The following is a 22,531-nucleotide window of genomic DNA, read 5'->3' as shown; positions in this document are numbered from 1 at the left end:
ACCCCCCGCCCACCGCGAAGACGTACGCCTGGCGCTACCTGTGGGTCTGGGACCTGGTCTTTAATGGTTTAGACCAGTACCGGGAGCTTGGCCTAGACCTTTAGGGGTGTCAAGGGTGTATAAGAAGTGCACTCGCGTCCGTTATCGGACCGACACCTGAGGGAGGGCGACGACCCGTGACGAGGCCGTGCCACCATGTGAGCCGCGACAGACGGAGGAGCCGGTGACGGCAGCAACGCAGCAGTCGGGAAGGCGGGCCATGGGTGCCGACGGGGGCAGCAGCACGAGCGAGACCGGTGCGGGTGCGCGTACCGCACGCGTCCCCAAGTACTACCGGCTCAAGCGCCATCTCCTCGACATGACGGACACCATGCCGCCGGGCACCCCGGTGCCGCCCGAGCGGACCCTGGCCGCGGAGTTCGACACCTCACGCACCACCGTGCGCCAGGCCCTCCAGGAGCTCGTGGTCGAAGGCCGGCTGGAACGCATCCAGGGCAAGGGCACCTTCGTCGCCAAGCCGAAGGTCTCCCAGGCGCTGCAACTCACCTCGTACACCGAGGACATGCGCGCCCAGGGCCTGGAACCCACGTCCCAGCTCCTGGACATCGGCTACGTCACGGCGGACGACACGCTCGCCGGACTGCTCGACATCACGGCGGGAGGGCGGGTACTGCGGATCGAACGGCTCAGGCTCGCCAGCGGCGAACCGATGGCCATCGAGACCACCCACCTCTCGGCGAAGCGCTTTCCCGCGCTGCGCCGTTCGCTGGTGAAGTACACCTCGCTCTACACCGCACTGGCCGAGGTGTACGACGTCCGGCTCGCCGAGGCGGAGGAGACCATCGAGACCTCGCTCGCCACGCCGCGCGAGGCGGGTCTGCTCGGCACCGACGTCGGCCTTCCGATGCTCATGCTGTCCCGCCATTCGATCGACGGTGACGGCGAACCGGTGGAGTGGGTGCGCTCGGTGTACCGGGGCGACCGGTACAAGTTCGTGGCCCGCCTGAAGCGCCCCACGGACTGAGACCGGCCCGGCCCCCGGAACGTCCGATCCCCCTGCACACGCGGGGGGATCGGACGTTCCGGGCGACACCGGACCGTTGCAGGACCGCAATGCGGACGGGGGGTGACGGTGGCCGGAACTCTCGCTTAGATTTCCTGCGCATTACACAGGTGATCAGCGAGGGGACGGAGTCGCCACATGCAAGAAGAAACCGGTGCGAAACCACCGACGGTAACACCCGCCAGGGTGGTCATCGCACTATGTCTGATCGCCCCGTTCGTGGCGCTGCTCTGGGTCAGTTCGTACGCGAAGCTCGAACCGACCTTCATCGGCATCCCGTTCTTCTACTGGTACCAGATGCTCTGGGTGCTGGTCTCGACCGTTCTGACCATGATCGCTTACAAGCTGTGGCAGCGTGACCAGCGTGCCCGCAACGGGGGTGCGTCAGCATGAAGGACGGCGTGAACGGCGTCGCACTCGCCGTATTCATCTTCTTCTTCCTGGCCGTCACGGTCATCGGATTCATGGCCTCGCGCTGGCGGAAGGCCGAGAACGAGGCCAGCCTCGACGAATGGGGCCTGGGCGGACGGTCGTTCGGCACCTGGGTCACCTGGTTCCTGCTGGGCGGCGACCTCTACACGGCGTACACCTTCGTCGCGGTGCCCGCGGCGATCTACGCGGCGGGTGCGGCCGGCTTCTTCGCCGTCCCGTACACGATCCTCGTCTATCCGCTGATCTTCACCTTCCTGCCGCGTCTGTGGTCCGTGTCGCACAAGCACGGCTACGTCACCACCTCGGACTTCGTCCGGGGCCGCTTCGGCTCGAAGGGGCTCTCGCTGGCGGTCGCCCTCACCGGCATCCTCGCGACGATGCCGTACATCGCGCTCCAGCTGGTCGGCATCCAGGCCGTGCTGGACGTCATGGGCGTCGGCGGCGGCGAGACCACACACTGGTTCATCAAGGACCTGCCGCTGCTGATCGCCTTCGCGGTCCTCGCCGCGTACACCTACTCCTCGGGACTGCGCGCGCCCGCGCTCATCGCGTTCGTCAAGGACGGCCTGATCTACCTGGTCATCGCCGTGGCGATCATCTACATCCCGATCAAGCTCGGCGGCTTCGACGAGATCTTCTCCAAGGCGGGCGAGGCGTTCGCACAGACCAACGAGGCGACGGGCCAGCCGCGCGGCGCGCTGGTGCCCGGCGACATGGGCCAGTGGGGTTACGCGACACTGGCTCTGGGCTCGGCCCTGGCCCTCTTCATGTACCCGCACTCCATCACGGCGACGCTCTCCAGCCGCAGCCGTGAGGTGATCCGGCGCAACACCACGATCCTGCCGCTGTACTCGCTGATGCTGGGTCTGCTGGCCCTGCTCGGATTCATGGCGATCGCCGCCGGGATCAAGGTGGACAACGGCCAGCTCGCGATCCCCCAGCTGTTCGAGACCATGTTCCCCGACTGGTTCGCGGGCGTGGCCTTCGCCGCGATCGGCATCGGCGCCCTGGTACCGGCCGCGATCATGTCGATCGCCGCGGCGAACCTCTTCACCCGCAACATCTACAAGGACTTCATCAAGCCCGACGCGACCCCGGCCCAGGAGACGAAGGTCTCCAAGCTGGTCTCGCTGCTGGTCAAGGTCGGCGCGCTCGCCTTCGTCCTCACCATGGACAAGACGGTCGCGATCAACTTCCAGCTGCTGGGCGGTATCTGGATCCTGCAGACCATGCCGGCCCTCGTGGGCGGCCTGTTCACCCGGTGGTTCCACCGCTGGGCCCTGCTCGCCGGCTGGGCGGTCGGCATGCTCTACGGCACGGCGGCCGCGTACGGCGTCGCCAGCCCGACCCAGAAGCACTTCGGCGGTTCCTCGAAGGAGATCCCGGGCATCGGCGAGATCGGCTACATCGGTCTCACCGCGATCGTGCTGAACATCGTCGTCGTGGTCGTGCTGACCTTCGTCCTCAACGCGCTGAAGGCACCGGCCGGTGTGGACGAGACCTCGCCGTCCGACTACACCGCGGACGTGGGCGACCCGGGCGTCAAGGCCGAGCTCCCGCCGGCCACGGCGGGCGCGCCGGGCGGTCACTGATCCCTCGGCAGTCGTCCGGCGTGACATCCGTCCGTCCCGGCAGGTCCACCTGCCGGGACGGCGTCGTACCGGGCAGGGCCCGCGAGAGCGGTGCCGCCGTCAAAACGGGGCGCGCCACGCTCCCCCTCTGCGGCAGACTGCGGCCCATGGACGCATCGATCAGGCCGGTCCGCCGGGATCAGTTCGAGGAACTCGGCGAGATCACCGCTCAGGCGTATCTCGGAGACGGTCTGCTGGACTTCGGCGCCGGCGACCCCTACCTGGAGCAGCTCCGCGCCGTGGAGCGGCGTGCGGCCGAGGCCGAGGTGCTGGTCGCGCTGGACGACGACGGCCGGCTGCTGGGTGGTGTCACCTACGTCGAGCCGGGCAGTCCGTGGGCGGACATCGCGGGGAAGGACGAGGCGGAGTTCAGGATGCTGGCCGTCTCGCCGGAGGCCCGTGGCCGGGGCGTGGGTGAGGCGCTCGTACGGGCCTGCATCGACCGGGCACGGGCTCGCGGAGGGCTGTCCGGCATCGTGCTGTCGACGCAGTCGTCCATGTCGGCCGCCCATGGGATCTACCGGCGGCTGGGCTTCGCGCGGTCCCCGGAGCGGGACTGGAGTCCGCTGCCCGGCTTCGTACTCCTGACATTCCGCCTGGAGCTCTGAACCGCGCCGCGACACTACATGTGGGGGCTGCCTCAATCAGCAGCCCCCACATGTATGCTCGACCTCGCTGTCGCCGCAGGGGAATCCGGTGCGAATCCGGAACTGTCCCGCAACGGTGTGACCGGTGTGCTTCTGTGCACCGCGATAGTCCGAAGACCTGTCGACAGCGCGTCCGGCTCGACCGAACCGGACGCAGAGACGTCCGGGCCCCGCGGAGGGCCGGTGGACGCCGTGCGCCGCGCCGCCCCTCCCCGGGTGCCTCCGTGCCCGGCTGCCCCGCTCCCGCAGGCCCCGAGCCGAGCGAGGGATAGCCCCAGTGACCATCGCGCCAGCCGACCCGGTTTCAGCCACGGAACTCGAAGGCCACACGCCCGACGCGCCCGGGACCGCACTGCTGCGGACCCTGACCGGCCTCACGGCCGATCTGCCCGACACCGACCCCGGGCGGGTCGCCGCCGCCGCGCTGCGCGGCCGCAACGCCCGGTCGGACGAGGCGGAGCTGCGGTCGCTGGCCACCGAGGCGGCCGCAGGTCTGATCTCCGAGGACCCGGCCTACTCCCGGCTCGCCGCGCGGCTGCTCACCCGGGCCGTGGCGGACGAGGCCGCCGGCCAGGGCGCTGTCTCCTTCTCGTCGTCGGTCGCCGTCGGGCATCGCGAGGGTCTGATCGCCGACCGCACGGCCGAGTTCGTCACGCTGCACGCCGCCGCTCTCGACGCCCTGGTCGACCGGGCGCTCGCCGACGGCGCCGACGACCGCTTCGGCTACTTCGGGCTGCGCACGCTGCACAGCCGGTACCTGCTGCGCCACCCGCTCACCCGCCACGTGATCGAGACCCCGCAGCACTTCATGCTGCGCGTCGCCGCGGGCCTCGCCGAGGACACCTCCGAGCGGGCCCTGGAGGAAGTGGCAGCGCTGTACGGCCTGATGAGCCGGCTGGACTACCTGCCCTCCTCCCCCACCCTCTTCAACTCCGGCACCCGCCACCCGCAGATGTCCTCCTGCTATCTGCTGGACTCGCCGCTGGACGAGCTCGACTCGATCTACGACCGCTACCACCAGGTGGCGCGCCTGTCCAAGCACGCGGGCGGCATCGGTCTCTCGTACTCCCGTGTCCGCGCCCGGGGTTCACTCATCCGGGGCACCAACGGGCACTCCAACGGCATCGTGCCGTTCCTCAAGACGCTCGACGCCTCGGTCGCCGCGGTCAACCAGGGAGGCCGGCGCAAGGGCGCCGCCGCCGTCTACCTGGAGACCTGGCACGCGGACATCGAGGAGTTCCTCGAGCTGCGCGACAACACCGGCGAGGACCAGCGGCGTACGCACAACCTCAACCTCGCGCACTGGATCCCTGACGAGTTCATGCGCCGTGTCGACGCGGACACGGAGTGGTCGCTGTTCTCTCCCGCCGACGCCCCCGAGCTGGTGGACCTGTGGGGCGACGAGTTCGACGCGGCGTACCGCTCGGCCGAGGCGAAGGGGCTGGCCCGCAGGACGATGCCGGCCCGTGAGCTGTACGGCCGCATGATGCGCACCCTCGCGCAGACCGGCCAGGGCTGGATGACGTTCAAGGACGCCTCCAACCGCACGGCGAACCAGACCGCCGAGCCGGGCCGGGTCGTGCACTCCTCGAACCTCTGCACCGAGATCCTCGAAGTCACCGACGACGGCGAGACGGCCGTCTGCAACCTCGGTTCGGTCAATCTCGGCGCGTTCGTCGCCGACGGCACCATCGACTGGGAGCGGCTGGACGCCACCGTGCGCACCGCCGTGACCTTCCTGGACCGGGTCGTGGACATCAACTTCTACCCGACCGAGCAGGCCGGCCGTTCCAACGCCCGCTGGCGGCCGGTGGGCCTGGGCGCGATGGGCCTGCAGGACGTCTTCTTCCAGCTGCGGCTGCCGTTCGACTCCCCCGGGGCCCGCGCGCTGTCGACGAGGATCTCCGAGCGGATCATGCTCGCCGCCTACGAGGCCTCCTGCGACCTCGCGGAGAGGTCCGGCCCGCTGCCCGCGTGGTCCGAGACCCGCGCCGCCCGGGGCGTACTGCACCCCGACCACTACGACACCGAGCTGAACTGGCCGGAGCGCTGGGACGCGCTGCGCGCCAGGGTCGCGAAGACCGGGATGCGCAACTCCCTGCTGCTCGCCATCGCGCCGACCGCGACGATCGCCTCGATCGCCGGGGTGTACGAGTGCATCGAGCCGCAGGTCTCCAACCTCTTCAAGCGCGAGACGCTCAGCGGTGAGTTCCTCCAGGTCAACGCCTACCTCGTGGACGAGCTGAAGAAGCTCGGCGTCTGGGACGCCCGGACCCGTGAGGCACTGCGCGAGGCGAGCGGCTCCGTTCAGGGCTTCGCCTGGATCCCCGAGGACGTACGGGCGCTGTACCGCACGGCGTGGGAGATCCCGCAGCGCGGCCTGATCGACATGGCGGCGGCCCGTACGCCGTTCCTCGACCAGAGCCAGTCGCTGAACCTTTTCCTGGAGACGCCGACGATCGGCAAGCTCTCCTCGATGTACGCGTACGCCTGGAAGCAGGGGCTGAAGACGACGTACTACCTGCGCTCGCGCCCGGCGACCCGGATCGCCCGCGCGGCATCCGGCGCGGCGTCGGCCGCCGCCCCCATTCCCGTACAGCAGGCGTCGGCTCCCGACGCGGACGCGCTCGCCTGTTCCCTCGAAAACCCCGAGTCCTGCGAGGCCTGCCAGTAATGAGCTCGACCGACAACAAGAACCTGCTCGACCCGGGCTTCGAACTGACCCTGCGTCCCATGCGGTACCCGGACTTCTACGAGCGCTACCGGGACGCGATCAAGAACACCTGGACGGTGGAGGAGGTCGACCTCCACTCCGACGTGTCCGACCTCGCGAAGCTCTCGCCCGGTGAGCAGCACATGATCGGCCGGCTGGTCGCGTTCTTCGCGACGGGTGACTCGATCGTCTCCAACAACCTGGTGCTGACGCTCTACAAGCACATCAACTCGCCCGAGGCGCGCCTCTACCTGTCGCGTCAGCTGTTCGAGGAGGCCGTGCACGTCCAGTTCTATCTGACGCTGCTCGACACCTACCTGCCGGACCCGGAGGACCGTGCCGCGGCCTTCGACGCGGTCGAGGAGATCCCGTCGATCCGTGAGAAGGCGCAGTTCTGCTTCCGGTGGATGGACTCGGTCGAGAAGATCGACCGGCTGGAGACACAGGCTGACCGCCGGCGCTTCCTGCTCAACCTGATCTGCTTCGCCGCGTGCATCGAGGGACTCTTCTTCTACGGCGCCTTCGCGTACGTCTACTGGTTCCGCTCGCGCGGGTTGCTGCACGGTCTCGCGACGGGCACCAACTGGGTGTTCCGTGACGAGACGATGCACATGAACTTCGCCTTCGAGGTCGTGGACACCGTCCGCAAGGAGGAGCCCGAGCTCTTCGACGACGAGCTCCAGCAGCAGGTCACCGACATGCTGCGGGAGGCCGTCGAGGCGGAGCTGCAGTTCGGCCGGGATCTGTGCGGCGAGGGCCTGCCGGGCATGAACACCGAGTCCATGCGCCAGTACCTGGAGTGCGTCGCCGACCAGCGGCTCACCCGGCTCGGCTTCCCCGCGCTCTACGGTTCCGAGAACCCGTTCTCGTTCATGGAGCTCCAGGGGGTGCAGGAGCTGACGAACTTCTTCGAGCGCCGTCCCTCCGCCTACCAGGTGGCGGTGGAGGGGTCCGTCGGTTTCGACGACGACTTCTAGATCCGTGCCCAGGACCTGATGTACGGGCGCCGTGTCGCCGTGACCGGCCGCACGGCGCCCGCCGTCCGCGGGGGCGCCTCCCCCATGCCCCGTCGCGCGTCCCGCAGTTCGCGGTCGATCCGGCGCTCCCGAGCGAGGCCGACGAGGGCGGGCAGCAGGACGAGGGCGAAAAGGGCGGCTATGGCCAGGTAGCTCAGGAATGTGTTCATGGCTCTACTGTCGTCCGCCCGCCACGATTTCGTCAGTGGCAGGACTGTCACACACCATCGAATTACTGCCACACTGGCGTCATGCTGAAGAACGTCGCCGCCCTACTGCTCGACGAGATCCATCCCTTCGAACTCGGCGTCATATGTGAGGTGTTCGGGCTCGACCGGTCCGAGGACGGGTTGCCTGTCCACGACTTCGCGGTCGTGTCGGCCGAGGGGCCGGTCCTCCAGACCCACGCCGGTTTCTCCATCAGCACCCCCTACGGGCTGGATCGCCTGGAGGAGGCCGATCTCATCGCCGTACCCGCCGGGAGCCACTTCATCGACCGGGAGTACCCCGAGGAGGCCCTCGACGCCCTGCGCCGGGCCGTGGATCGCGGCGCCCGGGTGCTGAGCGTCTGCTCCGGCGCCTTCGTCCTCGGTGCCGCCGGACTGCTGGACGGCCGCCGCTGCACCACCCACTGGCGGCACTCCGACGAGCTGGCCCGCCGCTTCCCCGAGGCGCACGTGGAGCCGGACGTGCTCTACGTGGACGAGGGCCCGGTCATCACCTCCGCGGGTACGGCCGCCGGAATCGACGCCGCCCTGCACCTGGTCCGCCAGGCTCACGGTCCCGCCGTCGCGAACGCCCTCGCGCGCCGCATGGTGGTCCCCCCGCACCGGGACGGCGGGCAGGCGCAGTACATCAAGCGCCCGCTGCCCCGCACCCGGTGCGACACGGTCGGCGAGACCCTCGCGTGGATGGAACGCCACCTCGACGAGGAGATGACCGTGGAGCAGTTGGCCGCCCAGACTCACATGTCGCCCCGGACCTTCGCCCGCCGTTTCCAGCAGGAGACCGGCACGACCCCGTACCGCTGGCTGCTCCGGCAGAGGGTGCTGCTCGCACAGCACCTGCTGGAGACCTCGGACGAGACCGTGGACACGATCGCCGGACAGACCGGCTTCGGGAACGCGGCGGCACTGCGCCATCAGTTCGTACGTTCGCTGGGCACGACTCCGAACGCGTACCGCCGCACCTTCCGGGGGCCGGCCGGCATGACCGAGGCGGCCTGACCGGACGGCCCCCGGAGAGCCGTCAGATCCCGCAGCCGGAGGCCGACCAGAAGTGGTTCGGCCCCTGGTTGACGTGGATGTGGTCACTGTGGCCGGCGTAACCCGGGCCGAGGATGCCGTTGAAGCCGTGGTTGCGGGCCTGCTTGGCGATCGTGCACAACGAGTGCGGTCCGGAGCCGAGGTCGACGGCGTCGCCGTACAGGTGACGGCTGTTCGTCGCTCCGCCGACCGCCGAGTTGCAGGAGGTGGACCGGAAGCCGCTGGTGACCCGGATGGACTGGTCACCGAGCGCGTGCCGCAGGGCCTCCAGCTTCCACATGCTGCTCAGGGCGTTGGCCTTGGCCGTGCCCGCGGCGACCGCTCCGCCCGCCCAGGTGCTGTTGCACTGGTTGAGCTCGGGGTAGGTGAAGTGGATCGGCGTGCAGTCGTCGTCCTGGAGCGCGTACAGCTTGGACTGGGTGGCCGGGCCGGCGACGCCGTCCGCGGCGAGTCCGTAGGCGGACTGGAAGCGCTTGACCGCAGCCGTGGTGGCGGGGCCGTAGGAGCCGTCGATGGCCAGCACCGAGTTGTACCCCGGATAGCCGGCCACCCGGATCTGGAGCTGCGTGACGTCGTTGCCCGTGGCGCCGGGTGACAGGGTGCGGGTCCAGGTGTAGCAGCCGTCGGCCTGGGCGGTACCGGCTGTGACCACGGCACCGCCGATGGCGAAGGCCATGGTCATGACAAGGCCGAGCAACAGATGTGCGGTACGTCTGAGCATGGGATCTCCCTGCACGGTGAGGCGTAGAGGTGAGGTGTGGGGACGAGCCTGTCGGACGGGTCGACGCGCGTCAACTACGCGGCGCGGAAAGCCGGTTGATCAAGGCCCGCCGAGCGTCCGCACCACCGGGGCACAGGAGAGGGGCCCCGCCGGCGGCGGGGCCCCTCTCCGTGCGTACCCAGGTCAGTCGTTCGGGACGGTCTCGTAACGGGGGGTGCCCTCCGCCATCTGCTTCAGCGCGTCCTTGCGGTCCCGCTTCGAGAGCCGGTCGATGTACAGATAGCCGTACAGGTGGTCCGTCTCGTGCTGGAGGCAACGCGCGAAGTAGCCGCTGCCGCGCACCTTCACCGCGTTGCCCCGGGCGTCCTGGCCGCGCACGACCGCGTAGTCGGGACGCGCGAGCGAGGCGTACGCCGTGGGCACGGAGAGGCAGCCCTCGTTGGAGTCGTCGAGGTTGCGCAGCTCCGGCGCGAGATCCTCCAGCACCGGGTTGCAGATCGCACCGACGTGCCGCACCCCGTCGTCGTCCGGGCAGTCGTAGACGAAGACCTTGCGGTCCACACCGATCTGGTTGGCGGCCAGGCCCACACCCTGCGCCGTCCGCTGGCTGGCGAACATGTCGTCGATCAGCTGTGCGAGCTCGTCGTCGAACTCCGTGACATCCCTGCACTCCTTGTGCAGCACCGGATTGCCGACCACCGTGACCGGGCGGGAGGTGCCGCGCTCCCGGTGCGCGGTTTCGCGCGCCTCGCAGTCCTCGGTGTCCACGAGAAAGCCCTCGTCGTCCACACCGGTCTGCTCGTCCGTCTCCTGCTGCGACATGTCCGCCGTACGCCTTCCTGCAAACCTGAACCCGTGAGTACCCGCACCGGAATCGGTGCCCGTACAGCCTACGGGCACCGCTCAGCAGACTTCTTCCAGATCCCGCCACTCACGGCTGTCCGGGCTGTCCGCCACCCAGCCGTCCAGCAGACCGCGGACCAGCCCGGCCGGGGCCGCTATGCCGCACTCACGCTCCGGTACCCACAGGTCACCGGCGGTGCGGTGCCCCAGGGGGCCGGGGTGGCCTGGCTCACTGTGGTCGTGCGGGTCCAGATGCTCGCCATCACCCTCGTCGCTCTCCATCCGGCTCTCCGAACAGGCACGGCACAGCAGCCGCACGGACGACGACCAGTCCTCGGCGGCGAAGCCGGCGTCGGAGGCGAGCTGCTCCAGCGCGTCCCGGTCCGACTCGGTGGCGGCCTCCAGGAGCACCACCCAGGTGGGGACCGGCGAGGGCGCCCACAGCTCGATCTCGTCGAAGACCGGGTACGACGGCCCCGCCGCCGTGACCCTCTCGCCGTTCGGCACCCCGTCGTGCAGGACGACCTCGCCCCAGCGCCGCCCCGAGGACGGCAGCGGGATCGACAGGACCTCCAGCCGTGCCGGATCGAGCCGCCGGCCCCACACGACCTCCGCCTCGCCCTCGGGCGAGAGCCGCACGGCCGCGCTGCCCAGCTCCATACCGGTGGGCTCACTGTTCGCCGCGGCGCCGTGCTGACCGCTGCCCGGCACCCTCAGCCCGTAGGCCTGCCAGGCCCGGCGCGCCAGCGGCCAGTCCTGCAACGCGGTCGCGGCGATCCCGACGTTCCACCAGTCCGGAGCCCCGGACTCACGGTCGAGCAGGGCCACGGCACGAAGGCCCGCGGCCCTCGCCTGCTCCCAGTCGTGCCGGAACTTGTGCAGCAGCGCGAGATTGAACCAGGACTCGGAGAGCCAGGGCTCCAGGTCCGCCGCGCGCGTCAGCAGGGCCCCCGCGTCCTCGTACCGGCCGTCGCCGATCAGCGTGAACGCGCGGTCCGTGGCCTGCCGCCAAGAGGCGGACGGCCGATGCCGTACCTTCCCGAAGATCCTCACGATTCCCGCCTGTCCCGACTGGACACCCTCGTTTTCCGCTCTCCTTCGCATCCAACCATGCCCGGCCGGACGCCCGCTCATTACCCATGGGTTACCCAGCCCCCACCGGGGCCGGACCACCCCGCGCCAGGACTCTGGCCAGCGCCTCCACCACCTGTGGCTGGTAGTCGTTGCCGGTGCCGAGCCTGAGCTGCTCCAGAGCCCCCAGAGGCCCCTTCACGCCTTCCCCGCACAGGTCGTCGTACGCGTTGACCGCACGGACGATCCTGGCGGCGGTCTGTTGGTCCCGGTACGGATCGGCCTGCTGCTCCACCACCACGGCGACCGCGGGATCCACCCCGGTCTGCCGGACCACCGCCCCGCCGAGCAGGGCGATACGCCGCTGCTCGGCCACCGGGAGGACGGCGGTGGCCCCGTCGGCCACCGGGTCGACGAGCGAGAGCTGGCCGATGTCGTGCATGAGCGCCGCGTACTCGAGCACGGTCAGCTCGGGGCCGGCCAGCCCCAGCTCCCGCCCGACGGCCGTGGAGAGCTCAGCCACCCTGCGGGCGTGCCCGTGCGGGGTGTAGCCGGCGATCTCCGTGGAGCGGGCCAGCGACGCGATGGTCTGCCGGTACGTCGTGCGGACGGCGGCGTACCGGCGGAACGACACCTGGGTGAGCAGCAGCGGAACGCACAGGACGGGCAGGGCCCACAGTCCGGCGACGGCGACCCCCAGCGCCATCACGGCGCCGGTCGCGCCGACCGCCGAGCCGATGCCGCTGAGCGCGCGGAGCTCGTCACGGAGCCGCGGCCCGAACGGACGGGAGGGGTCTGCCGTCAGGGCGGCGAGTACGGCGTCGCAGAGAGCGGTGAGCACCAGCAGTACGAGCAGGAAGAGGGCGAAGTAGGGTCCCTCCCCGAACCAGCGGTCCGACCTGCCCGCATGATGAAGGGGCTGGAAGCACACGGCGGCGAAGGCCACGGCCAGCACGCGGCGGGCCGCCTGGTCGGGCCCGGGAGCGCTGCCGCGCGCCATGTGCGGCACGGAGGCGAGCAGCTGGGCCGCGACCACGACGGTGACCACCTGGAGGACGCCGTGCGACGTGTCCTGCCCGGCGCTGCGTCCGAGCAGCGCGTACGCGAGGGCGCCGGCCGCCCCCAGCGGCGCGGGCTCCCGCTCGCCGGGCTGGGCGCCCCAGCGGGCCATCTCACCCACGGTGACCAGCACTCCGAAGGCCAGGGCGTGCCCGGGCTCGACGACGCCGTGCCACAGGGTGTACCCGAGCGCGACGGCAGCGAGGCCGAGCGCGGCCCCACGCACCGCGAGGACGGCCGGCGGCGTCCGGACGGGGGTCATCGCGGCTGCCCCGGCCGGTCCGGGGACCCGGTGGCGGGCGGCCGGGACCCCGCCCGCTGCGTCGGCAGACCCGGTCGTTCCTCGTCCGAGGTGACCATGTTGGCCGCGGCGGACCAGCCGTGGCGGTCGAGGGCGCGCGCCAGCGCTCGCACCATCCGCGGGTCGAACTGGCTTCCGGCGCAGCGCCGCAGTTCCTCCACGGCGGCGGGAACGGGCCGTCCGCGGCGGTAGGAGCGCGTCGAGGTCATCGCGTCGAAGGCGTCCGCGACGGCGACGACCCGGGCGAACTCGGGGATCCCGTCACCGGCGAGGCCGTACGGATAGCCGCTGCCGTCCAGCCGCTCGTGGTGGTGCAGGATCGCGGCGCGCGCCTCGTCCAGGAAGCCGATGCCGCGGACGATCTCGTGGCCGTACTCCGGGTGCAGTTCGATGACCCGTCGCTCCTCGGGGGTGAGGGGCCCGTCCTTGCGCAGGATCCTCGTCGGGACGCCCAGCTTGCCGACGTCGTGGAGGATGCCGGCGAAGCGGAGGGCTTCCATCCGGCTCTCCTCCATGCCGAGTTCACGTGCGATCAGCTCGGAGGCGCGGCCCACCCGCTCGCTGTGTCCACGGGTGTACCCGTCCTTGATGTCGACGGCCTGGACGAGCGCCCTGATGGTGGCGCGGTGCGCCGCGTTCCGTCGGTGGTACTGGGCGAAGACCCAGCAGGAGATGTACATCGGCAGCAGGACGACCAGCGCGGACAGCGGTCCGTAGGTACTGCGCCACAGGACGGCCATCATCAGTCCCGCGAGCGCGTGCACCAGATGCGGTCCGACGGAGCGGGCCGGCAGTCCGCGCCAGGCGTGCCTGACCGCCACCCGCTCGGCCGTGACGCGGATGCCGCCGTCCAGCGCGGCCAGCACGAGGCTGAAGACGAGCGCGGCGGCGCAGGCGGGGACCAGGGCGTACGGGAGATCGGGAACGGTGCCCCCGGAGGCGCCGCCGAGCGTGGCCGGCCCTCCCAGGATCGCGTAGGTCCATGAGGCCGCACCGACGGTCAGGGCGAGCTGGGCGGCCCGCCAGAGGCGGCGGGCCGTGACGGGCGGCCGGTCCACACGCCCGGCGAGTGCGCCGGGTACGGCGACGAGGACGGCCGCGGACGGCGGCAGCAGGAAGGCCGCGGTCAGCAGCACGGGGAAGAACGATCCGGCACCGACCGGCACGGCCCTGCCGAAGAAGCGGCAGCGGCCTGGGAGTTCACAGGCGGTGGAGAGCGCGGCCAGGAGTCCCAGGGTGCCCCAGGGGGTGCCGGCACCGGGGGACAGTGCGGGAACGGCGCAGAGCGCGGCGCAGAGCGCCGCGCACAGGATGTGGACGCGTGCCGCCCCCGGTGTGCCCCTCACCCGTACCGCCCGCCCCCGCATGGTCGATGGAGGCGCCACGCTAGCGAGCGGTGGGACGGTCAGGGCCCGAACGAGTCCGATTAGCACATTCGGGTGACATGGCCTGGGTCGGGCGGGCGGCCGGAGGGATGTCCGGCCGTCGCCCCGCCGCGGCCGGACGAGCGGCGGTTCACCCCGCCGCGGCCGGACCGTCGGCGGTCACTCAGCGGCGGCCGGACGGTCGGCGCCGCCCATGGCCACGTCCTGCTCGGGAACGGCCTGCCCCGAACGGATCAGGTCGATCCGCCCCATCACCTTCGAGCGCAGGTCGGAGGGGACGTCGTCCTGTCCGCAGCAGCGCTTGACCAGCTTCTTCACGGCCTGCTCCAGGCCGTACTTCTCCAGGCACGGGGAGCACTCCTCGAAATGCACCTCGAACTTGGTGCAGTCGCCCTCGGGCATCTCATGGTCGAGGAACTCGTAGAGATGATCGAGAACCTCTGAGCAGTCCGTCTCGTGCGGCTCTCCGCAGCTCATGAGGCCGAGCCTTTCGTTTCGTCCGACTCACCGGCTCCGGCCGGGACGAGCCCGCGCTCACGCGCGTAGTCCTCCAGCATGCCGCGCAGCTGACGGCGTCCCCGGTGCAGCCGGGACATCACCGTACCGATGGGTGTCCCCATGATGTCCGCGATCTCCTTGTAGGCAAAGCCCTCTACATCGGCGAGATACACGGCGATGCGGAACTCCTCCGGGATCGACTGCAGCGCGGACTTCACGTCGGAGTCCGGCAGGTGGTCGAGTGCCTGGGACTCCGCCGAGCGCAGACCGGTCGACATGTGCGACTCCGCACGCGCCAACTGCCAGTCCTCGATCTCCTCGGCGGCGCTCCGCTGGGGTTCGCGCTGCTTCTTGCGGTACGAGTTGATGAAGGTATTGGTGAGGATGCGGTACATCCACGCCTTGAGGTTCGTGCCCTCACGGAACTGGTGGAAGGAGCCGTACGCCTTCGCGTAGGTCTCCTGCACCAGGTCCTCGGCGTCCGCCGGGTTGCGTGTCATGCGCAGCGCCGCGGAGTACATCTGGTCGAGATATCCCAGGGCGTCCCGCTCGAAGCGCGCGTTGCGCTCGGCGGTCGTCTCCTGCGCACGGCCGTCGTCGGTCCCTGTGTCGGTCCCAGTGACCGGACCCACCTCCTCCAACGATGTGGCGGAACCGAGACCGGACCCGCTCGCCTCGGAGAATAGTCGACCTTGCTTCTTCGCGGGCTGCCGATCGGCTTCGCCGGGGGCCCGCACCGGAGTGCTCCTGGCCGCGTGAAGCACCGTCCACTCGAGTTCTGCGGCATTCGAGCGGCTCGGGCAGATGGTCGAACCCATGCGACGGACTCCCTCTCCACGTACGACGGCGTGGTACCGACATCGGCGGTGTACCGACACCAGCCACAACAGCCGCCCCTCACGGCGCATTCCCGGTGTCCCGGCGGGCGCGGGGAGTGTGAGCGGGGCTACGTCGTCAGGAGAGTCCGTCCAGCCATCCGGCGACCGCCCCTGTGAGGAGGTCCATCGCCTGATCCTGGGTCAGCGGTGCCTTCTTCGGCACGGCGAAGCCATGATCGGCGTACGGCACCTCGACGAGTCCGTGGCCGCCGGGAGGGAATTCCTCCGGCCGTCCGAAGGGGTCGCGGCCGCCCTGCACCACGAGGGTGGGCACGCCCGTGCCGAGCAGTTCGTCGGCGCGGGACTTCTCGGGCCTGCCCGGAGGATGCAACGGAAAGCTCAGCGCCAGCACCGCGCGGGCCCCGAGTTCCGCCGCCGTGCGGCAGGCCACCCTGGCCCCCGCGCTGCGCCCTCCGGCGACTAGGGGAAGCCCCGGGGCGGTCAAGGCCGGCCACAGCCCCCGCCAGCCGGTGTCGAGGGCCTTCGGCGCCGGTGCGAGTTTCTTCCCGGCCACCCGCCACGGCTGCTCCACCAGGGCCACGGTCACCCGGCGGCCCGGCAGCACGGCGGCCAGGGCCTGGAGGTCACGGGCCTCGATGCCCCCGCCGGCCCCGTGGCCGACGGCGAGCACCAGCCGCGCGTCCTTCGCGGGGATCCAGGTGATCCTGGCCTCCCCGGCGTCCGTGCCGACGCTCTCTGTCCTCTTCGTTGTCCCCGCAGTTCGGCTCACGGAGCCATCCTGCCTGTTCAGAAGAGCGTGCCCACCTCGGGCGCGGCCAGCTCCTCCAGGAGTTCCGGGCCGTTGTTGCGGACGTTGCTGACGGCCGTCGCCACCGGATAGGCCCGCATCAGCCCGCCCGGCGGCGGCTCCAACAGCGCCCTGAGCTCGTCGATGCCGGTGCGCGACGGGTCGAGCCAGGCGTCCCAGCGGTCCGGGGTCAGCATCAGCGGCATCCGGGGGTGGATGTCGGAGAGCGAGGCGGGACCTTCGGCGGGGGCCACGGCGAGCGGGGTCGTCTCCGCCTCGGTGGTGATCACCGAGCAGGTCACCCACCATGCCTGCGGATGGTCGTCGGGCAGCGTCCGGTCGCGCCAGAACTCGTACAGGCCGGCCATGGCGAAGACCGAGCCGTCCGCGGGCGTAACGAAGTACGGCTGCTTGCGGGGCCGCTTCTTCCCCTTCTTCTCCTCCAGCTGCCGCTCGTCGGCCCCGGTGACCCACTCGTAGTAGCCGTCGGCGGGCAGGATGCAGCGCCTCGACACGAAGGGCCGGCGGAAGGACGGCTTCTCGTGGACGGTCTCCGCGCGGGCGTTGATCATGCGGGCCCCGCCCTCCGGCGATTTCGACCAGGACGGCACGAGTCCCCATTTCAGGGAGCGCAGCTGGCGAACCGGACGCTGGTCGTCCGCGTCCTTCACAGGACGGTCGAGAACCGCGTAGACGTTCTTGGTCGGCGCGACGTTCCAGTCGGGCTCCAGGGTCTCCGTGGGTTCCCACTTCTCCACGCCGAAGAGTCCGGTCAGGTCCTCCGGCCGCCGACTCGCTGCATACCGTCCGCACATAAGTGCCAGACTGCCACGACCCGCCGGCCGAGTGGGACCCGATCCCCTCAAGCACCTCAAGGAGCCGCCCGCACCATGGACAGCAGCGAACTGGGCGATCTGTGGGATCGCGTCTTCGGAACCCAGCCCGCCCCCGAGCAGTGGCTGGTGGTCGTCACGGCCACGGCTGCGCTCGTCGCCGTGGTGCCGAACCTCATATGGCGCCTCTCCCGTAACGCCATCACCATCGCGCACGAGGGCGGACACGGACTTGTCGCCCTCCTCACCGGGCGGCAGCTCTCCGGTATCCGGCTGCACTCGGACACCAGCGGCCTGACCGTCAGCCGCGGCAAGCCCACCGGCATCGGCATGATCCTCACCGCGGCGGCCGGATACACGGCACCACCGCTGCTCGGCCTGGGGGGTGCCTGGCTGCTGACCAACGGCAGGATCACGCTGCTGCTGTGGCTGGCGACCGCGCTCCTGGCGGTGATGCTGGTGATGATCCGCAACCTGTACGGGGCGCTGACGGTCATCCTCACGGGGGCGGCCTTCCTGCTGGTGTCGTGGCTGACCTCGGCCGACGTCCAGTCGGCGTTCGCGTACACCGTGGTCTGGTTCCTGCTGCTCGGCGGTGTGCGCCCGGCATTCGAGCTCCAGTCCAAGCGCCGGCACGGGGGCGCCCCGGACTCCGACGCCGACCAGCTCGCCCGGCTGACGCACGCACCTGCCGCGATCTGGCTCTTCCTCTTCCACGCGGTGTCGCTCTGCTCGCTGATCGGCGGGGGACGCTGGCTGCTCGGACTGTGAGAGACGTGCCCCGGCACGGTGAGGACGCCGACCCGGCCACGGGCGACTGCCTGCCCTTACCACCCTTGCGTTACGCCCCGGTTTCGGCCCTTATGTTCAGGATCTGGGTTTGCTGTGAGCCACTAAAGTGAGGGGCATGACCGAAAGTTCCGTGCGCCCCGCCCTCTGGCCCGCCCCCCGAGCGACCGGGGCCGTCGACGCGACCGTCACCGTGCCCGGATCCAAGTCGGTCACCAACCGCGCGCTCGTCCTCGCCTCGCTGTCCTCGGAGCCCGGCTGGCTGCGCCGCCCGCTGCGTTCCCGCGACACCCTGCTGATGGCCCAGGCGCTCCGCGCGATGGGCGTCGGCATCGAGGAGGGCGTCGGCCCGGACGGCTCGGGCGAGGCCTGGCGGGTCATCCCCGCCGGCCTGCACGGCCCTGCCCGGGTGGACGTGGGCAACGCGGGAACGGTGATGCGTTTCCTGCCGCCCGTGGCCTGCCTCGCGGACGGCCCCGTCCACTTCGACGGCGACCCGCGGTCCTACGAACGCCCGCTGCACGGCGTGATCGGCGCGCTGAAGTCCCTGGGCGCACGGATCGACGACGACGGCCGGGGGACGCTGCCGCTGACCGTGCACGGCGCGGGTGCGCTGGACGGCGGGCCCGTGGCCATCGACGCCTCCTCGTCCTCCCAGTTCGTCTCCGCCCTGCTGCTGTCCGCGCCCCGGTTCAACCAGGGGGTGGAAGTGCGCCACACCGGCTCGGCCCTGCCGTCCATGCCGCACATCCGGATGACCGTCGACATGCTGCGCTCGGTCGGCGCCCAGGTCGACGAGCCGGAGACGGGTGGCGAACCGAACGTCTGGCGCGTCTCCCCCTCCGCGCTGCTGGGCCGCGACCTGACCGTCGAGCCCGACCTCTCCAACGCCCAGCCCTTCCTGGCCGCCGCACTGGTGACCGGCGGCCGTGTCACCGTCCCCGACTGGCCGCTGCGGACCACCCAGCCGGGTGACGCGCTGCGCGAGATCTTCACCGCGATGGGTGGCACGTGCGAGTTGACCGAGCACGGACTCACCTTCACGGGCTCGGGCTCGGTCCACGGCATCGACGTGGACCTGAGCGAGGTCGGTGAGCTGACGCCCGGCATCGCGGCTCTCGCCGCCCTGGCGGACTCCCCGTCCACCCTGAGCGGCGTAGCGCACCTGCGGCTGCACGAGACGGACCGGCTGGCGGCGCTCACCAAGGAGATCAACGGTCTCGGCGGCGATGTCTCGGAGACCGCCGACGGTCTGCGGATCCGGCCCCGCCCCCTGCACGGCGGCGTCTTCCACACGTACGACGACCACCGGATGGCCACCGCGGGCGCGATCATCGGCCTCGCCGTCGCGGGCGTGGAGATCGAGAACGTCGGCACGACGGCCAAGACCCTGCCGGACTTCCCCGACATGTGGACCGCCATGCTCGGGGAGCCCTCGGGTGCCGTCGGCGTGTCGCCCGGCGCGCTCGGCGCCTCCGCGGGAAGCCGCGGGGTCTGAGGGCATGCGCCGCTACGGGAAGAACCCCGACGAGGACGACATCCGCGTCCGCCCCAACCCCAAGGGCAACAGGCCGCGGACGCACACCCGCCCCAAGCACGAGGACGCACAGGACGGCATGGTCCTCACCGTGGACCGGGGCAGGCTGACCTGTCTGGTCGACGACCGCACGGTGACGGCGATGAAGGCCCGCGAGCTGGGCCGCAAGGCCGCCGTGGTGGGCGACCGGGTCTCCCTGGTGGGCGACCTCTCCGGCGACAAGGACACGCTGGCCCGGATCGTGCGGATCGGTGCGCGTACGTCGGTGCTCCGCCGCACGGCCGACGACGACGACCCCTTCGAGCGGGTGGTCGTCGCAAACGCGGACCAGCTGGCCGTCGTCACGGCGCTGGCCGACCCCGAGCCACGTCCCCGCATGATCGACCGCTGTCTGGTGGCGGCGTACGACGGCGGGCTCACCCCGCTCCTGGTGCTGACCAAGTCGGACCTGGCCTCGGCGGACAAGCTCCTGGAGGCGTACACCCCCCTGGGTGTCCCCTACATCGTGACGAGCCGTGAGGAGCTGGAGAACGGCGACGCCGCGGACCGGGTGCGAGAGCTGCTGAACGACCGGGTGACCGCGTTCGTCGGGCACTCGGGGGTCGGTAAGACGACGCTGGTCAACGCCTTGGTGCCGAAGGACCGGCGGCGCACGACCGGGGTGGTCAACGCCGTCACGGGGCGCGGCCGGCACACCACCACGTCGGCACTCGCACTGCCGCTGCCCGACGGCCGGGGCTGGGTCGTCGACACTCCGGGCGTGCGGTCGTTCGGGCTGCACCACGTCGACCCCTCACGGGTCATCAACGCCTTCCCCGATCTCCATCCGGGCACGGAGAACTGCCCCCGCGGCTGCACCCATGACGGCCAGGAGCCGGAGTGCGCCCTGGACGCGTGGGTCACGGAGGGGCACGCCGATCCGGCGCGGCTCGACTCCCTGCGACGGCTGCTCGCGACCCGGGAACGGCGCGAGGGCGACTGAGGCGCGGCACGGCGACGGACGCCGGACTGCCCGACTCGCGCACGTTTGCGGTCTCCCACGGCTGGTAAGGGCATAATCGCGCAAGCGAGACGAAGCGTCACCTACGTGGGAGGCACCTGACGATGGCGTGGTTGCTGGTCGTGGTCGCTGGACTGCTCGAGACCGGCTTCGCCGTGTGTCTGAAGCTCTCGCACGGATTCACCCGGCTCTGGCCGACGGTCGCGTTCTGCGCGTTCGCCCTCGGCAGCTTCGGTCTGCTCACGCTCGCCCTGAAGAAGCTCGACGTCGGCCCGGCGTACGCGGTGTGGACGGGCATCGGTGCGGCCGGTACCGCGATCTACGGGATGGTCTTCCTGGACGACGTGGTCTCGGCGCTCAAGCTGGCGTCGATCTCGCTGGTGATCGTCGGCGTGATCGGTCTGCAGCTGTCCGGTTCGGCGCAATGAGCCCCGGGCCCGCCTGGAACCGCCCCCGCGGGGCCGTGTAGCCCGGGCGGGTGGCTGTGGATACTGTGACGGCATGCCCGATTACCACGATGATCTGCGCCTCGCCCACGTACTGGCGGACGCCGCCGACGCGGCGACGATGGACCGGTTCAAGGCTCTGGACCTCAAGGTCGAGACCAAGCCGGACATGACGCCGGTGAGCGAGGCCGACAAACACGCGGAGGAGCTGATCCGCGGGCACCTGCACCGGGCGCGTCCGCGTGACGCGATCCTGGGCGAGGAGTACGGCATCGAGGGCACGGGCCCGCGGCGCTGGGTCATCGATCCGATCGACGGCACCAAGAACTACGTACGGGGCGTCCCCGTCTGGGCGACGCTGATCTCCCTCATGGAAGCCGGCGAGAACGGCTTCCAGCCGGTGGTCGGCGTGGTGTCGGCACCCGCGCTGAGCCGTCGCTGGTGGGCGGCCAAGGGCGCCGGCGCCTTCTCGGGCCGCAGCCTGACCTCCGCGTCGCGGCTGCACGTGTCGAAGGTCGAGCGGATCTCGGACTCGTCGTTCGCGTACGCCTCCATGACCGGCTGGGAGGAACAGGGCCGGCTCGACGGCTTCATGGACCTCACGCGGGCCTGCTGGCGCACCCGGGGATACGGGGACTTCTGGCCGTACATGATGGTCGCCGAGGGTTCGGTGGACATCTGTGCGGAGCCTGAGCTCTCCCTGTGGGACATGGCGGCGAACGCGATCATCGTCCAGGAGGCCGGCGGCCGGTTCACCAGCCTGGACGGGGTGTCCGGCCCGGGCGGCGGCAACGCGGCGGCGTCCAACGGGCTGCTGCACCACGAGCTGCTCGGCTATCTCAACCAGCGCTACGAGTGACCCGGTCCGGGAGCTGACCGGCCGAGGGCGCCCGCCGCGGGTATTCACCGACGGCGGGCGCCCTCCCTCTTGTTGGCTCCCCTCCTGGGTGCGACTCTGGGAGTCCCCCCCACTTGTGAACTTGTGAATCGCCTCACGAAGGCGACCGCACAGCTCACTTCCCGAAGGAGGCGGCTCCCTACATGCTTGTCCGTGACGCCATGAGCACCCTGGTCCTCACCATCGGCCCGGCCCACACGCTCCGACAGGCAGCGCGGCTGATGTCGGCCCGCCGCGTCGGAGCGGCCGTCGTCCACGATCCGGACACCTGCGGCCTGGGCATCATCACCGAGCGCGACATTCTCGACGCGGTCGGCACCGGGCTGGACCCCGATGTCGAGACCGCCTCCACCCACACCACCACCGACGTGGTCTTCGCCTCCCCGGCCTGGACCCTCGAGGAGGCCGCGCAGGCCATGACGCACGGTGGCTTCCGGCATCTGATCGTGCTGGACGGCGACGGTCCGGTCGGCATCGTCTCGGTGCGCGACATCATCAGGTGCTGGGCGCCGGCCAGGAGACAGGCCGCAGGCATGCCCCTCTGATCCCCGGTCCGCTCCTCCCCGGTGCCTTCGGCCCCGCGCACGGCGGTGGGGGGGGGGGGGGGGGGGCGGGGGGGCCCCCCCCCCCCCCACCCCCCCCCCCCCGCCCCCCCCCGCCGCCCCCCCCCCCCCCCCCCCCCCCCCCCCCCCCCAACCCCCACCCCCCCCCCCCCCCCCCCCCCCCCCCCCCCCCCCCCCCCCCCCCCCCCCCCCCC

The 22,531-nt window shown here is 70.9% G+C and carries 23 protein-coding genes and 1 riboswitch; of the genes, 13 read left to right on the top strand and 10 right to left on the bottom strand.

What is annotated here, in order from left to right:
* The first annotated feature begins 259 nt into the window (after positions 1 to 259).
* The 6 genes from JOC24_RS22995 to JOC24_RS22970 all read left to right on the top strand — a co-directional run bounded on the left by JOC24_RS22995 (position 260) and on the right by JOC24_RS22970 (position 7,463).
* A complete protein-coding gene (locus tag JOC24_RS22995; protein ID WP_205022420.1) occupies positions 260 to 1,024 on the top strand; it encodes a GntR family transcriptional regulator in 765 nt (254 codons plus the stop codon).
* 177 nt (positions 1,025 to 1,201) lie between these two features.
* Positions 1,202 to 1,456, top strand: coding sequence for a DUF3311 domain-containing protein (locus JOC24_RS22990; RefSeq protein WP_205022275.1), 255 nt, complete (start codon positions 1,202 to 1,204; stop codon positions 1,454 to 1,456).
* A complete protein-coding gene (gene mctP, locus JOC24_RS22985) occupies positions 1,453 to 3,087 on the top strand; it encodes a monocarboxylate uptake permease MctP (RefSeq protein WP_205022274.1) in 1,635 nt (544 codons plus the stop codon). The genes JOC24_RS22990 and mctP overlap by 4 nt, the downstream gene beginning before the upstream one ends.
* Before the next feature lie 146 nt (positions 3,088 to 3,233).
* The gene (locus tag JOC24_RS22980; RefSeq protein ID WP_205022273.1) at positions 3,234 to 3,734 is read left to right on the top strand and encodes a GNAT family N-acetyltransferase; all 501 of its coding nucleotides are present in this window, start codon (positions 3,234 to 3,236) and stop codon (positions 3,732 to 3,734) included.
* Between the two features lie 42 nt (positions 3,735 to 3,776).
* Positions 3,777 to 3,914, top strand: a riboswitch (cobalamin riboswitch).
* Positions 3,915 to 4,050: 136 nt separating this feature from the next.
* A complete protein-coding gene (locus JOC24_RS22975) occupies positions 4,051 to 6,447 on the top strand; it encodes a ribonucleoside-diphosphate reductase subunit alpha (RefSeq protein WP_205022272.1) in 2,397 nt (798 codons plus the stop codon).
* Complete coding sequence (locus JOC24_RS22970) at positions 6,447 to 7,463, top strand: ribonucleotide-diphosphate reductase subunit beta (RefSeq protein WP_205022271.1); 1,017 nt, start codon at positions 6,447 to 6,449, stop codon at positions 7,461 to 7,463. The genes JOC24_RS22975 and JOC24_RS22970 overlap by 1 nt, the downstream gene beginning before the upstream one ends.
* On the opposite strand, the gene JOC24_RS22965 is transcribed toward JOC24_RS22970, so the two are convergent.
* Positions 7,460 to 7,672, bottom strand: coding sequence for a hypothetical protein (locus tag JOC24_RS22965; RefSeq protein WP_205022270.1), 213 nt, complete (start codon positions 7,670 to 7,672; stop codon positions 7,460 to 7,462). The two genes, JOC24_RS22970 and JOC24_RS22965, sit on opposite strands and share 4 nt — an antisense overlap.
* An 81-nt stretch (positions 7,673 to 7,753) precedes the next feature.
* Here JOC24_RS22965 and JOC24_RS22960 point away from each other — a divergent pair, with 81 nt between their 5' ends.
* Entirely contained in the window at positions 7,754 to 8,728 is a 975-nt protein-coding gene (locus tag JOC24_RS22960) for a GlxA family transcriptional regulator (RefSeq protein ID WP_205022269.1), read from the top strand.
* A gap of 22 nt (positions 8,729 to 8,750) precedes the next feature.
* Here JOC24_RS22960 and JOC24_RS22955 read toward each other — a convergent pair whose 3' ends face one another.
* The 9 genes from JOC24_RS22955 to JOC24_RS22915 form a co-directional block, all read right to left on the bottom strand.
* A complete protein-coding gene (locus JOC24_RS22955) occupies positions 8,751 to 9,488 on the bottom strand; it encodes a D-Ala-D-Ala carboxypeptidase family metallohydrolase (protein WP_205022268.1) in 738 nt (245 codons plus the stop codon).
* Between the two features lie 183 nt (positions 9,489 to 9,671).
* Positions 9,672 to 10,310, bottom strand: a complete 639-nt coding sequence (def, locus tag JOC24_RS22950) for a peptide deformylase (protein ID WP_205022267.1) — start codon at positions 10,308 to 10,310, stop codon at positions 9,672 to 9,674.
* 81 nt (positions 10,311 to 10,391) lie between these two features.
* Entirely contained in the window at positions 10,392 to 11,384 is a 993-nt protein-coding gene (locus JOC24_RS22945) for a tetratricopeptide repeat protein (RefSeq protein WP_205022266.1), read from the bottom strand.
* A 91-nt stretch (positions 11,385 to 11,475) separates the two neighbouring features.
* Positions 11,476 to 12,723 (bottom strand): HD-GYP domain-containing protein, encoded by a 1,248-nt coding sequence (locus JOC24_RS22940; RefSeq protein WP_205022265.1) that lies wholly within the window; start codon positions 12,721 to 12,723, stop codon positions 11,476 to 11,478.
* A complete protein-coding gene (locus JOC24_RS22935) occupies positions 12,720 to 14,108 on the bottom strand; it encodes an HD-GYP domain-containing protein (protein ID WP_205022264.1) in 1,389 nt (462 codons plus the stop codon). The genes JOC24_RS22940 and JOC24_RS22935 overlap by 4 nt, the downstream gene beginning before the upstream one ends.
* 198 nt (positions 14,109 to 14,306) lie before the next feature.
* Entirely contained in the window at positions 14,307 to 14,624 is a 318-nt protein-coding gene (rsrA, locus tag JOC24_RS22930) for a mycothiol system anti-sigma-R factor (RefSeq protein ID WP_053930450.1), read from the bottom strand.
* Positions 14,621 to 15,277: a sigma-70 family RNA polymerase sigma factor gene (locus JOC24_RS22925; protein ID WP_030123667.1), complete on the bottom strand. Its 657-nt coding sequence runs from the start codon at positions 15,275 to 15,277 to the stop codon at positions 14,621 to 14,623. Before JOC24_RS22925 ends, rsrA begins: the two co-directional genes overlap by 4 nt.
* Before the next feature lie 322 nt (positions 15,278 to 15,599).
* Positions 15,600 to 16,253, bottom strand: a complete 654-nt coding sequence (locus JOC24_RS22920) for an alpha/beta hydrolase family protein (protein WP_205022263.1) — start codon at positions 16,251 to 16,253, stop codon at positions 15,600 to 15,602.
* A gap of 17 nt (positions 16,254 to 16,270) precedes the next feature.
* On the bottom strand, positions 16,271 to 17,086 hold the full coding sequence (locus JOC24_RS22915; RefSeq protein ID WP_205022262.1) for an SOS response-associated peptidase: 816 nt from the start codon (positions 17,084 to 17,086) through the stop codon (positions 16,271 to 16,273).
* Positions 17,087 to 17,161: 75 nt separating this feature from the next.
* Here JOC24_RS22915 and JOC24_RS22910 point away from each other — a divergent pair, with 75 nt between their 5' ends.
* The 6 genes from JOC24_RS22910 (at position 17,162) to JOC24_RS22885 (ending at position 22,319) form a co-directional block, all read left to right on the top strand.
* Complete coding sequence (locus JOC24_RS22910; protein WP_205022261.1) at positions 17,162 to 17,875, top strand: M50 family metallopeptidase; 714 nt, start codon at positions 17,162 to 17,164, stop codon at positions 17,873 to 17,875.
* A 136-nt stretch (positions 17,876 to 18,011) separates the two neighbouring features.
* The gene (gene aroA / locus JOC24_RS22905) at positions 18,012 to 19,391 is read left to right on the top strand and encodes a 3-phosphoshikimate 1-carboxyvinyltransferase (RefSeq protein ID WP_205022260.1); all 1,380 of its coding nucleotides are present in this window, start codon (positions 18,012 to 18,014) and stop codon (positions 19,389 to 19,391) included.
* A gap of 4 nt (positions 19,392 to 19,395) precedes the next feature.
* Entirely contained in the window at positions 19,396 to 20,412 is a 1,017-nt protein-coding gene (gene rsgA / locus JOC24_RS22900) for a ribosome small subunit-dependent GTPase A (protein WP_205022259.1), read from the top strand.
* A 122-nt stretch (positions 20,413 to 20,534) separates the two neighbouring features.
* Positions 20,535 to 20,858 carry a DMT family transporter gene (locus JOC24_RS22895; RefSeq protein ID WP_205022258.1) on the top strand — a complete coding sequence of 108 codons (324 nt, stop codon included), beginning with the start codon at positions 20,535 to 20,537 and terminating at the stop codon, positions 20,856 to 20,858.
* Between the two features lie 73 nt (positions 20,859 to 20,931).
* The gene (gene hisN / locus JOC24_RS22890) at positions 20,932 to 21,735 is read left to right on the top strand and encodes a histidinol-phosphatase (RefSeq protein WP_205022257.1); all 804 of its coding nucleotides are present in this window, start codon (positions 20,932 to 20,934) and stop codon (positions 21,733 to 21,735) included.
* A gap of 182 nt (positions 21,736 to 21,917) precedes the next feature.
* A complete protein-coding gene (locus JOC24_RS22885) occupies positions 21,918 to 22,319 on the top strand; it encodes a CBS domain-containing protein (protein WP_205022256.1) in 402 nt (133 codons plus the stop codon).
* Positions 22,320 to 22,531: the final 212 nt, after the last annotated feature.

This window comes from Streptomyces sp. HB132 (assembly GCF_016909575.1).
GTDB lineage: Bacteria > Actinomycetota > Actinomycetes > Streptomycetales > Streptomycetaceae > Streptomyces.
Note: the sequence above shows the minus strand (reverse complement) of the source record. Positions and strands in the feature narration are given on the sequence as shown.